This is a genomic window from Haliscomenobacter sp. (assembly GCF_033763495.1).
Lineage (GTDB): Bacteria > Bacteroidota > Bacteroidia > Chitinophagales > Saprospiraceae > Haliscomenobacter.
Map to the genome: position 1 here is coordinate 1 of NZ_JANRKL010000256.1, position 11,496 is coordinate 11,496.

At 44.6% G+C, this 11,496-nt stretch carries 11 protein-coding genes and 1 riboswitch; of the genes, 7 read left to right on the forward strand and 4 right to left on the reverse strand.

Annotation, left to right across the window (positions count from 1 at the left end; all coding sequences use genetic code 11):
* Positions 1-229: 229 nt before the first annotated feature.
* Complete coding sequence (gene pbpC / locus SFV55_RS29790) at positions 230-2,698, forward strand: penicillin-binding protein 1C (protein ID WP_320033255.1); 2,469 nt, start codon at positions 230-232, stop codon at positions 2,696-2,698.
* A 504-nt stretch (positions 2,699-3,202) separates the two neighbouring features.
* On the opposite strand, the gene SFV55_RS29795 is transcribed toward pbpC, so the two are convergent.
* Entirely contained in the window at positions 3,203-3,952 is a 750-nt protein-coding gene (locus tag SFV55_RS29795) for a 3'-5' exonuclease (RefSeq protein WP_320033256.1), read from the reverse strand.
* A 164-nt stretch (positions 3,953-4,116) separates the two neighbouring features.
* Here SFV55_RS29795 and SFV55_RS29800 point away from each other — a divergent pair, with 164 nt between their 5' ends.
* Together SFV55_RS29800 and SFV55_RS29805 are read left to right on the forward strand one after the other, a co-directional pair.
* Positions 4,117-5,091, forward strand: a complete 975-nt coding sequence (locus tag SFV55_RS29800) for a hypothetical protein (protein ID WP_320033257.1) — start codon at positions 4,117-4,119, stop codon at positions 5,089-5,091.
* A gap of 172 nt (positions 5,092-5,263) precedes the next feature.
* Positions 5,264-5,722 (forward strand): DUF2452 domain-containing protein, encoded by a 459-nt coding sequence (locus SFV55_RS29805; protein ID WP_320033258.1) that lies wholly within the window; start codon positions 5,264-5,266, stop codon positions 5,720-5,722.
* A 128-nt stretch (positions 5,723-5,850) separates the two neighbouring features.
* Here SFV55_RS29805 and SFV55_RS29810 read toward each other — a convergent pair whose 3' ends face one another.
* A complete protein-coding gene (locus SFV55_RS29810) occupies positions 5,851-6,306 on the reverse strand; it encodes a hypothetical protein (protein WP_320033259.1) in 456 nt (151 codons plus the stop codon).
* A gap of 678 nt (positions 6,307-6,984) precedes the next feature.
* Positions 6,985-7,986 (reverse strand): T9SS type A sorting domain-containing protein, encoded by a 1,002-nt coding sequence (locus SFV55_RS29815; protein ID WP_320033260.1) that lies wholly within the window; start codon positions 7,984-7,986, stop codon positions 6,985-6,987.
* 227 nt (positions 7,987-8,213) lie between these two features.
* Positions 8,214-8,413, forward strand: a riboswitch (cobalamin riboswitch).
* A gap of 32 nt (positions 8,414-8,445) precedes the next feature.
* Between SFV55_RS29815 and SFV55_RS29820 the strand changes: the two genes are divergently transcribed.
* On the forward strand, positions 8,446-9,033 hold the full coding sequence (locus tag SFV55_RS29820; RefSeq protein ID WP_320033261.1) for a DUF6580 family putative transport protein: 588 nt from the start codon (positions 8,446-8,448) through the stop codon (positions 9,031-9,033).
* Positions 9,033-9,419, forward strand: a complete 387-nt coding sequence (locus SFV55_RS29825; RefSeq protein ID WP_320033262.1) for a cysteine-rich CWC family protein — start codon at positions 9,033-9,035, stop codon at positions 9,417-9,419. Before SFV55_RS29820 ends, SFV55_RS29825 begins: the two co-directional genes overlap by 1 nt.
* 3 nt (positions 9,420-9,422) lie before the next feature.
* Here SFV55_RS29825 and SFV55_RS29830 read toward each other — a convergent pair whose 3' ends face one another.
* A complete protein-coding gene (locus tag SFV55_RS29830) occupies positions 9,423-9,905 on the reverse strand; it encodes a phosphoglycerate mutase family protein (RefSeq protein ID WP_320033263.1) in 483 nt (160 codons plus the stop codon).
* 105 nt (positions 9,906-10,010) lie between these two features.
* On the opposite strand from SFV55_RS29830, the gene SFV55_RS29835 reads away from it, so the two are divergent.
* A complete protein-coding gene (locus tag SFV55_RS29835) occupies positions 10,011-10,406 on the forward strand; it encodes a group III truncated hemoglobin (protein ID WP_320033264.1) in 396 nt (131 codons plus the stop codon).
* Positions 10,407-10,503: 97 nt separating this feature from the next.
* Complete coding sequence (locus SFV55_RS29840; RefSeq protein WP_320033265.1) at positions 10,504-11,457, forward strand: subtype B tannase; 954 nt, start codon at positions 10,504-10,506, stop codon at positions 11,455-11,457.
* Positions 11,458-11,496: the final 39 nt, after the last annotated feature.

The following is an 11,496-nucleotide window of genomic DNA, read 5'->3' on the forward strand; positions in this document are numbered from 1 at the left end:
ATTTGAAAAAAATAAAGGAATGAAATAATTATGGATGAAAAACAAAAACAACTGATTTTGATGATGTAAAGCCACTAAGTGAAGCAATGGAAGTGAAGTCAAAAAAACACACTCAATCAAATCAGCTAAACTTAAAGGCGAACAAATCCATCTCAAATTTAAGGTAATGTATACCAATAATTCAAGGGGCTCGAAAAAAAAAACTAAAAAACCCTTAATTTGCAGGGTCATGAATCGAATTAAAACATTTATCCTACGTGTTTTCTGGCCTGTTTTCGGGGAATTTATTGAGCGCTTACAACTCATTAAGTCACTCTTAATCAACTATCAGCAAGTTAAACCGCTCAGTATTTCTCTGGGGGTCGGATTTATTTTTATCTTTTGGTATCTTTTCTGTTTACCCTCCCCTCTTTTTGAGTCTCCAGTGAGCCAAGTTGTCGAAGATGTTCATTTTGAGTTGCTTTCAGCACGAATCGCGGCAGACGGCCAATGGCGTTTTCCAGAACCAGATAGCATTCCCGAGGTGTATATTCAGTCTTTGATTGAATTTGAAGATCAGAATTTTTTCCATCATCAGGGAGTTGATCCATTCGCACTGATTCGGGCTATTTTTCAAAACCTCCAGCGGGGTAGAATCGTAAGTGGAGGAAGTACCATCAGCATGCAGGTAATCAGGATGGCCAAAGGAAACCCAGCACGAAGTATTCCCCAAAAAATTATCGAGGTGCTTTTGGCAACTCGGCTGGAGTTTGGTTACTCCAAAGCGAAAATCTTACGCTTTTATGCTGCGAATGCTCCATTTGGAGGGAATGTGGTGGGGATTGAGGCGGCAGCCTGGCGGTACTTTGGTAAATCTCCGGCCATGTTATCCTGGGCAGAGGGAGCACTCCTGGCTGTTTTGCCCAACAGTCCATCCATGATCCATCCTGGTCGCAACCGGAGTGCTTTATTGGAAAAACGCAACAAACTCCTGGACCGCCTTGCTGCTAAAGGTATCCTTGACAAAACAACCTGCGAATTGGCCAAATCCGAGGAGCTGCCCGCAGCGCCCCATCCTTTACCTCGCCTGGCACCCCATTTATTAGATCGAATTGCTTTGGAAAAAGGGCATCTGCGGCTCCGTAGCAGCATTCAAATCGGGCTTCAAGAACAGGTGATGAACCTGGCGCAACGCCATCAAGAATTGTTGAAATTCAGCCAGATTCACAACCTCGCCATTTTGGTAGCTGATGTACGCAGTGGTGAAGTCCTAGCTTATGTGGGGAATGCCCCTCAGGCTGGTGCTGATCATGGGGAGCAGGTTGATGTTGTTACGGCGCCTAGAAGTAGTGGTAGCATCCTCAAACCTTTTTTGTATGGCCTGGCTCTACAGGATGGTTTAATTTTGCCCCGTAGCCTTTTGCCTGATGTACCCATGAACATCAATGGTTATCGTCCTGAAAATTTTCAGGAAGGTTATGATGGTCTGGTTCCAGCCAGTGAAGCCCTGGCCCGGTCTCTGAACATCCCCTTTGTAGATTTGCTGCGCCAATACGATTATGACCGTTTCCATTTTCAGCTCAAAAAATTAGGCATGAGCACCCTGACTCAGGCCCCTGGGCATTATGGGTTGTCCCTAATTTTGGGTGGAGCAGAAACCAAGTTATGGGACCTTTGTGGTATGTACGCATCCATGGCTCGGGTTTTAGGGCATTTCCCGCGATACAGCGGCCGATATGACCCTAGTGATTATCACGGGCTTTCTTACGTGCCTGTTCCAGCGCAAGCTGTGCCCAAACTAAAAGACCTGGATAGCAATCCAGAAGTTTTCTCTGCAGGTAGTATTTGGGCAACATTTGAGGCCATGCAAGAGGTGCAGCGCCCGGGAGCAGAAGGAGAATGGCAGCAGTTCAGTACCAGTCGAAGGGTAGCATGGAAAACCGGGACCAGTTTTGGGTTTCGGGATGCATGGGCCATTGGGGTCACCCCAGAATATGTAGTTGGTGTTTGGGCTGGCAATGCGAATGGAGAAGGGCGTCCGGGATTGGTGGGTACTTTAGCGGCCGCACCTATTTTATTCGAAACCTTTGGTTTGTTGCCTGCTACTACCTGGTTTTCTCCACCTTACGATGACTTGACCAGGGTTGAAGTTTGCCCGGAGTCCGGTTTTCGGGCCGGGCAGTACTGTCCAATCGATACTTCCCGAGTACCCAAGAAAGCCAGCAACAGTGCGGTTTGTACTTTTCATCAATTGATTCACTTAGACCAAAACGAGCAGTACCAAGTAAATGCACAATGTTATTTGCCAAGTCAAATTGTACACCGTCCATGGTTGGTTTTACCTCCTTTGGAAGAATTTTATTATCGTCAGCGCCACCCGGAATATGCGGTACTTCCTGCTTTTCATCCAGATTGCAAGGCTGTTTTGGGCAATGATGCGAGCCCAATGCAATTGATCTACCCCCGGCAAGCCAGTCGGATTTTTGTCCCCATTGACCTGGATGGCCGCAAATCCAAGACTATTTTTCAGGTAGCCCACCGCAGAGCCAACGCCAAAATCCACTGGCATCTCGACCAGGATTTCATAGGCACCACCCAAACCTTTCACCAGTTTGCTTTGGAGCCACCAGCAGGAAAACATTTGTTGACTTTGGTGGATGAAAATGGATACCGTTTAGAGCAGAGGTTTGAAATTATTTTGAAACAGGAGAGAAAATAATAGGGCCAAAAAAAGAGACTCCCGCATCAAGGAGGTACCGATGCGGGAGCCGGACAACATACTATGAGAAAACTACGGTTCAAAGATAGAATGGAACAAGTTATAAAGTGTGTCCCAATTAGGCTATGCCACGGATCAGTGCTGAATGGTTGTTTAAACTTAGGAAGCGGTAGGCGCAATACAGAAATGTACTCGCAAGAATGGGTATGAGCCATAAAAAGGGCAAAAAAGGGCAAAAAAAAACCTACACTCAGCATAAAGAGTGTAGGAGAATTAAACATACTATGAGAAAACTGAGACAAAGATATAACTGCTTTTCAGAACAGCAATGTTCGTTTAGGCAACGGTAGTGAATCTCAGGGAACGGTATCTTCCCTTTAGGAAACGGTAAGTATGGTGGAGGATTTGGAAAGTTATCTTCGGTCGAAGATTTAGATTGGCCAAAGATATTCTTATTTTTTGAATATTGCAAATCTATTTTATGTCTTCCCTTGATAAACCTTTTTATCGGATATGAGTCACCTGGTCCTCTTCTAAAATGGGTGCTCTTCGATACCGCAAGAAAAGTTGAATTGTTGCCAACACATCCTTTTCACAATAAAACGAAATCCGTTCTACATCCTTTTCGTCCCAATACACTCTTCCTACCTGGCTGCCATCAATGTCATCCTTAGGGGAAGGGAAATTGAGCAAAGCGGCAAGTACCTTTAAGGACGTGTAATTTTTACGGTCTCCAAACTTCCACATTTCCATGGTATCCAACAAATGGAGGGTTTCCCAGGGTTTTTTCCCTTCTAAATCTAGGAGATTGGGAAAGGGCAATTGGTGCACAACCATCCGTCGGCAGATGTAGGGAATGTCAAACTCCTTGATGTTGTGGCCACAAATAAAATGTTTGCCGGGGCTAGGGTAATGCTGGGCCATTAATTCTGAAAAGTCTCGCAACAACTGTGCTTCATCGTGGCCAGCAAAAGATTTCAAGCGGACCTTCAGCCGTTTGTCATCTTTATCTCGATATACTACACCTACTGATATGCACATAATTTTTCCAAACTCGGCATAGATAGCCGCCCGGTCGCGGTAGGTTTCATTCAGCTCATCGTCAGTTGCATCCACTTCCGTTTTGAACAGAGCAGTGCTTTTTGCCTTCCACAAGTATTGGAAATCTTCTGAAAGTTCAGCAAAAGTGTGGGTTGCACTTACCGTTTCGATGTCTAAAAAAAGGACATTGGCAATGTCAATTTGTTCCAGCATATCCAATTTTGTATTTGGGTAGACAATATTAGCAAACTTCGGGTCGTTGTGCAATTGCTTTTTCTGAAATACAAAAAAGTATTAAAAACAGTTCCTTTTTTCTTAATTTTTGTTTTCTTTTTTGTATTTCCCAAAACTTTTTGTCAACAAAAAACCAAAAAACTATGTCAACCACATCTGGAAACAATTCTAAAAGTACGCTTCTTATTGCTGCCGTTGCAGTAATTGTTGTTTTGTTGGGTATCAATGGTTACATGATCTACAATCGTAGCCAGCTCAAATCCCAAAACACTGAATTGGCAGCTGACCTAGATGAGACCACTAAATTGAAGGAAGAACTCAACAAGCAATACTATTCTGCCTTGTCGGAGTTGGAAGGTATGCGTGGAACCAATGAAGAGTTGAATTCTTTGATCGATCAACAAAAACAAGAACTGGACGCTTCTAAAGCCAGAATTGAAACCTTGTTGAAAGATAAAGGCAATTTGTCCAAAGCACGTGCTGAGGTAGCTAACTTGCAAGGCCGCATCAATCAGCTTTTGGCTGAAGTAAACACCCTGCGTGGGGAGAACGAAACCTTGAAAGGGGACGTAACCCGTTTAGGAGAAGAAAAAACACAATTGGCAACTTCATTGGAAGCTGAAAAAGCAACCACCAGCCAGTTGAGTACTGAAAAATCTTCTTTGGAGACTGCTAAGGCCGATTTGGAAAAAACCAAGGAAGAACTTTCCAAAAAAGTAACCGCTGCTTCGTCAATCAAGGTTCAGGAAGTTGAAACAACTGGTTTGATCACCAAAGATCAGAAAAAACCAAGTAAGAGCAATAGCGCCAAAAAAGTTAACCAGGTGGATGTTTGCTTCGAAATCATTCCTAACGAAAATGCGGAAGTAGGTCAAGAAGTATTCCATGTACGTGTGATCACTCCAAAAGGTGAAACATTGGCTTCTGAAGGTTCTTTTACCAGTGGCTCCGGCGATGCGGTGCCTTTCTCCAAAGCAAAAACGACCAGCTATAACAAAGGTGAGTCTAAAGTTTGTGCTTCAATTGCACCAGGTGCACCTTTTGAAGAAGGTGATTACAAGGTAGAAGTGTACAACAAAGGCTATCTTTCTGGCAAAGGAACTTTCAGACTGAAGTAAATAATCAGATCATCAAGTTCCAAAGTTCCATTTGCTCACTAAACTGCTCACTTCGACTCTGCTCTGTGAACAGCTTAGTAAGCGGATGGAACTTTTTAATTTTAGGCCCACAGAACTTTTCCGCACCTCTTCTGTTCAAAAGGCTTAACTTTGTAGTCTCAATTTTACTGTTATGTCTGAGCGCCAGAAAGAGGAATTCATCAACCCAATTGATAAGGATAAAATTGCCGAAAATCCACACTTGTTGCCTTATGCCCATACACGAGGCGGGGTAAACATCAAACCTACGGATAAAGGCAAGGTCAAAGGGCGTGCGGTAACCGCTATGTACGAACAAACGGAGATGGACCTCGATCAGATCCGGCAACAAATTGAACTGCTTGCTTCCCAGGCCAAAGCCATTCAAAACCGGGTCTCCATCTCTGAACGCATCTACCTGGCCGAAATGAATTTTGGTCCTATCATCGGGAAAATATATCACCTGTACCGCCGCGACAATGGCAAAGACGTTATGTCGATGATTTCACCAAGCGAGTGGGGCAGCAAAGCCCCCTACCAATTCGTAGCTACGATCAAGCTGCTGGCCGACCATACCTGGGATGTACTTGCCACCGGTGAGTTGGAGTTGTAATGTTCATTGTTCCAAAATTTCGGCCTTTCCAGACAAAGTTTTTGCATTACTTGATTGGGCCGCCTGGCTTGCCCGACAATACAAGCAAGGATGATGAAACGTAAGAGGGCTTCAATCACCAATCGTAATTATTTGCTTGGAGCAGTGACCAGTTCAGAATCGTCCAAAATAAAATTGAGTTCATCCAGGTTGGAATCGTTGAGCCGCAGTTTTCCCCGAACGGTAATGATTTGGTCTGTTTTGAATTTAGGCGCCTTTCCTTTAAAATTGATCATCGCAATGGACTCGGGGCCCGCTCCTCCACAAAAGAAACATTGTGACATGGGTACTTTGGACATCACAATCCATTTGTCTGAATGTACCTCAGTGGGGATGTAATACCCCCGTAAACTGAAGTACATACCTTCCAGGGATTTAATTTTTTCATCAAATTTTGGGGTAAGTACGTATACCCCCTCATTTTTGAAAAATTTGGTCTCTGATTTGACCTGAGCAAAGGCTTGCCAGCCCAAGCTTTGTGCTTGAGCCCCTGAGGGAAAGGCCCCTATTCCAAACAATACGATCACAATAAAAAAAGTTCTCATGTTGAGGGATTTTATGCAACATTGTTGCAAAAATAGCGATTCATTTCTAATCATTAAATGAATGTGTTAATTTTTAAAAAAGTTTTGACTGATGTGCTGGTTATTTCAAAAACTTTTCCCAATTTAGCGTCACGAGAAAATCATATTGGTTTTTTCACCTCCCATAGGTCCCACAATGCATATCAGTTTTTTATCCCGTGAGCAATCCATTTGAACCCCTTAATGGAGCGCAAAATCATTTTATCACGAACACACAAAAAACTGGTCGGTCATGTTAGTACTTATCGTAACCTTTGCTGCTTTTGTTGCTGGGGCCGGTATTATCACCGCTATGAATACTGCACCCAAGGGTGCTCGCCGCTAGAGGTGCAGATCATTGGACATTTCCTCTGATGATCTACACTTCGCGTCCCCCCGCGATTTTTACTAGAATCCGCCCTTCATTGTGGCGACACCGCTGGTCTAGCCTTTTTTTCAGCCCTTTTTAAGAAACCCTTTTATTTTACTTAGGTCCTTTCAGGCCAGACGCTAGTCAGCCAATTTTCAAGGCGTCCTACTAACAAGAGTAAGTGCTGCGCTTCGTCCTTTGTGACGGGGTGCAGCCTTGTTTTTTTGGGGTTTAGGATTTGATTTTTAGTAGGCCGCATTTGCCATTTAGTTTGCCTGGCTATAATTCAACTAAAGCTTAATGAATTTTCCCCAGTAGGTCCTCCCATTATAACCCCATCCTTGAAGATAAAAATGCCCTGCAGGAAGCGCATGAACATCAATAAAATTTTGCCCCGGCGATGGTGTCAATTGCTTGAGCAAAACTCCGCTGGAGTGGTACACGCGCAAAGATTTAAATGCGGGGTCTGAGCCAGATTCAAAATATAGGCGATCCTCCACAGGGTTAGGGTAAATGCGGATGGGTAGATAGGGTATTGCTCGAGCTGAAGTGACGATATTACAATCCGCATCGGTACCGATGCAGTGACAAATTAGTCCGCCTGTTTTTATCCATTGCGGAATTGGATATCCGCTGCCATGCCAGGTTTCAAAAAAAGGACCATACTGTTTGAATCCAATCCCTTCCATTATCTCCGCGTTGTTCTCCCGGATTACAGAAGCCCAATAACCATTTACATTGATGGTGCGCCGTAATTCATCCACATTGTGATTGGGATATGCCGCAGCACAATTGTATGGGGCATAAGTGATGCTGTCTACAACCAGCGAAGATCTTAAAGACTGGTAATCAGCAAAAAAGCAAGATTTCAGGGTGTCTCCTTTGGCTAGATTGAAATCAAAAAGCAACAATTCTTCATTGGTAGCACATTTGTAAAAATTAGCCTGGGGAAGGAAAATTCCAAAAACTTTGCGTTCGGGAATTTGATCTCGAAGGAATGCGATTAAGGTGGTTTTAGTGACAGTTGGAAATGGAGACAATTGTTCTTTTGAATGATCAATGAAAAAATCATCTCGGTACACCTTTTTATAGCCTTGGCCATTTATGGTGGTGTCGCCCCGGATGGTCCAACTGTAATATTGATCCCCCCAGGGGGTGTCATAAGCTTTGAAACAAATCCAATGCGCTCCTTCTACTGCCATTGGCTGATAGGCTGTGCTGATCTGTGCGCCAACTACATTGGCAAGCAACCCTAAAAACAAAATCGGCAAATAAAGGGTAGTGTGTTTCATGAGATTGGGTTTGGATTCTTTTAGGATCAGGTTTAAGGCTTGATCAAAACCCCTTCGCAAGATTCTTGTTTTTATATTGCCAATCAAGGACTATTTGCTACCAAGCCTAGAAAAAAACAGAATTGTCGGCTTGCCGAGTTCGACGGCAAAATTTCTTTTTGCCTAAGACCCCTCATAATTCATCCAAAATGCCTAAACTTGCCCCTGATAACGTTCTTTTCCACATTGCTTCATCAACCGGGATAGGTTTTACTACGCAGTGTTTGCAGCGTGGTAAACAAAAAGGGAATCGTGTGCAAATCACGAACTGTCGCGCAACTGTGAGTAACAACCAAGGTTTTCATCAACCAAAGTTCACTGTCGAAAGGCGGGAAGAACGATGAAAATGTTACGAGTCAGGAGACCTGCCTTTTCCGAACAGACGATGCTTTCGCGGTATAAAGCTAAAAGTCAATTGTAATGCATTCTACCAATTCCAAACTTTCGCTGCGTTTTGGCGTACTCGCAGCTATGATCCTACTAGCAGCCTTCAGTCGGATGATTCCGCACATGCTCAATTTTTCGCCATTGGGGGCGATCGCTCTATTTGGTGCGGCCCATTTCCAAAAGAAGTGGCAGGCTATTTTAATTCCCATTGCTGCTACCTGGCTGAGCGATTTGTTCATCAACAATGTCATTTATGCCCGTTATTATCCTGAGTTCACCTGGTTTTATGGTGGCTTTTACTGGCAGTACGGTAGCTATGTGTTGATTGCCCTGCTGGGTTTGTTGATTTTCAAAAAAGTCAGCTGGCAACGGGTTGCCGCGGGTGCACTCGGTTCTTCCGCAATTTTCTTTTTGGTCACCAATTTTAGCTGCTGGATCGGCAGTACCACTTATGCCCAAAACTTTGGGGGATTGATGACTTGTTACGCTGCGGGGATTCCTTTTTTGAAGGGTACTTTGCTGGGTGACTTGTGCTATGCTACTGCACTCTTTGGCACTTTTGCCTGGATGCAACGCCAGATTCCCGCTTTAAAACCTGCACTGAGCGTCGCCAATCAATAATGACCGCTGAATCCACTCGGGCAAAACACGAAGAAAAGTGTTGCCCAAGGTGCCGTACTGCATTCACCTGCAAAGTAGGAGATGTGGCCAATTGCCAGTGCGCAGAGGTGAAGGTTTCTGCTGAAACCCATGCCTTTTTGGCTACAACGCAGTACGATTGTTTGTGCAAAAACTGCCTGGCGCATTACGAGCATTTGATCAAGGTTGCGCGGAGCCATCGCTTCCCCACTCAGCGCGAAATGCTGATTGAAGGTTTGCACTACTACAAGGAGAATGGATTTTGGGTATTCACTGAGTTGTACCACCTGTTGCGCGGACGTTGCTGCGGCAGTGGTTGTCGGCATTGTGTGTATGGATTCAAAAAGGAAGTCTTGGACAAGCTGTAAGTCTTAATAACTGAGCTTCAAGATAGTTGCTGCTTGCCCTTCCTGGATGGTCACTACCCACAAATCCCCATAGCCATCATTGGGTTGGTAATTTTTTGTGCCGGACAGTTGATTCAACAAATCGGGAACGGTATTGGAATGCCCCACCACCAATACTTTTTTGCCGGATTTACGCAGCTGTTCACCAAAATTGGCATCCCTGGGCTCATATACCATGGTGCTTAATTTCATGGCATTCGCCAGGGGCTCGGCTGTTTGCATGGTCCGTTTGTAATTGGTAGAGTAAACCGCTTCGATCCCGGTATTTTTCAGGATTTCAGCCAGGTGCGCGGCGCGCTTCTTGCCTTCTTCGGCCAGATTGGGATTGTCGGTGCTTTCCATCGCTTTTTCGCAGTGGCGAACGATGAAAATCACGGAAGGACTCGTTTGGGCTTGTCCGATGGACAGCGCCAGGAAAAACAGGAAGGAGAGAATGGATGCTTTCATGGTACAAAAATAAAAAAATGGTTCAATTCTACACTTGATGATAAATATCATTGGGGTACTTCATTGTTCGGCCTACTTTTGATTTAGTTTAAATAAAAACAAACAATGGATATTCACAAAGCAGACATCCGTACCGAGCAAGATGTTGAATTAATGGTTGACTCCTTCTATGCCAAGGTCAATCAAGACCCGCTATTGTCTTATGTGTTCAATGATTTTGCTGAAGTAGAGTGGCAAAATCATTTGCCCAAAATGTATCAGTTTTGGAGTACCCTGATTTTTGGCGTACAAAGTTACAAAGGCAATCCTTTTGCCGCCCATGTCCCTCTGCCTGTGGATAAAACCCATTTTGAAAGGTGGCTCAGTTTATTTGAGGAGAATATGGACGAATTGTTTGCTGGGGAAGTAGCAGAACATACCAAATTGAGGGCAAAGTCGATTGCGTATGTGTTTTCAAGTAAATTGGCACAGATTAAAAATCACGACCTAAAAATCAATTAACTCCTTGAATTATAATATTGCGTTTGCTAGGGTTTTTGGCCTTGGAGAGCTATTTTGCAACAACCTGGAGCTCAACTAAAACCACAAACCGACAGCAATGGAAACTGCCAAATTGAAATATTTCGCTTTTGTCACCCTGCTTAGTCTGGCCAATTTAGCCTTTGGACAAAAGCCACTTAGCCTGGTTTTTAACGCCAAAAACTTCAGCCACCAAGAACTGACCCTCAACGGCAAAACCATCAAAGTAAGGGCTTACGAAAACATCATCTACGTACAGAATCCCGTAGATACTGCCTATCAAAAGCTGAATATCTACGTTCCTGAAGCATATTACCAGGGGCTAAGCATCAATGGCTATACCGCAGCAACAGCCCCGATTTTTTTCCCAAACAATGTAGGTGGCTACATGCCCGCCCAACCCGCCAAGGCGAGAGGGAATGCACCGAGCGGGGCAATGCCAGCACCTCCGGGGGGAGCTCCTGGGCAGATACCAGCGGCACCAGCCAGACCTACCCGCCCCAATACCGTTTTGGAAGCCTTAGCACATGGCTACGTGGTAGCTTCGGCTGGCGCAAGAGGCCGTAGCTTGAAAGACGCCAATGGCAAATTTACCGGAAAAGCTCCCGCTGGAATCGTCGACTTAAAAGCTGCCGTGCGTTACCTCGTGTTCAACGATAAAAAAATGCCCGGAGATGCCCGCAAAATCATCTCTAATGGCACCAGTGCAGGAGGGGCTATGTCGACCCTGCTGGGCGCAACGGGAAATCACCCCGATTACGAACCCTACCTCAAAGTCGTCGGCGCAGCAAAGGCTTCGGATGATATTTTTGCGGTTTCGGCTTACTGCCCAATCATCAACTTGGACAACTCGGATGCGGCCTACGAATGGCAGTTTGAAGGCATCCACACTTACAAAAGAGGTGGGCCAATGCAAAGCAATCCCCCTGCTCCCAGGGCAAACGCATTAAAATTGGAAAAAAGGATGAGAAGCCCTAGCTTTGGAAAAAGTCAATGGGAGAAAGAATTCAATCAGCGCAACTCCAATCTTTAATTGCTCGTTTTGAGGATATTAAAGATAAGAGAATAAAAA

Bases quoted from the DNA above. Each gene is read 5' to 3' on its own strand.
- SFV55_RS29800 (WP_320033257.1), top strand. From the start codon at position 4,117: ATGTCAACCACATCTGGAAACAATTCTAAAAGTACGCTTCTTATTGCT.
- SFV55_RS29835 (WP_320033264.1), top strand. From the start codon at position 10,011: ATGGATATTCACAAAGCAGACATCCGTACCGAGCAAGATGTTGAATTA.
- SFV55_RS29820 (WP_320033261.1), top strand. From the start codon at position 8,446: ATGCATTCTACCAATTCCAAACTTTCGCTGCGTTTTGGCGTACTCGCA.
- SFV55_RS29840 (WP_320033265.1), top strand. From the start codon at position 10,504: ATGGAAACTGCCAAATTGAAATATTTCGCTTTTGTCACCCTGCTTAGT.
- SFV55_RS29825 (WP_320033262.1), top strand. From the start codon at position 9,033: ATGACCGCTGAATCCACTCGGGCAAAACACGAAGAAAAGTGTTGCCCA.
- SFV55_RS29830 (WP_320033263.1), bottom strand. From the start codon at position 9,905: ATGAAAGCATCCATTCTCTCCTTCCTGTTTTTCCTGGCGCTGTCCATC.
- SFV55_RS29810 (WP_320033259.1), bottom strand. From the start codon at position 6,306: ATGAGAACTTTTTTTATTGTGATCGTATTGTTTGGAATAGGGGCCTTT.
- SFV55_RS29805 (WP_320033258.1), top strand. From the start codon at position 5,264: ATGTCTGAGCGCCAGAAAGAGGAATTCATCAACCCAATTGATAAGGAT.
- SFV55_RS29795 (WP_320033256.1), bottom strand. From the start codon at position 3,952: ATGCTGGAACAAATTGACATTGCCAATGTCCTTTTTTTAGACATCGAA.
- pbpC (WP_320033255.1), top strand. From the start codon at position 230: ATGAATCGAATTAAAACATTTATCCTACGTGTTTTCTGGCCTGTTTTC.
- SFV55_RS29815 (WP_320033260.1), bottom strand. From the start codon at position 7,986: ATGAAACACACTACCCTTTATTTGCCGATTTTGTTTTTAGGGTTGCTT.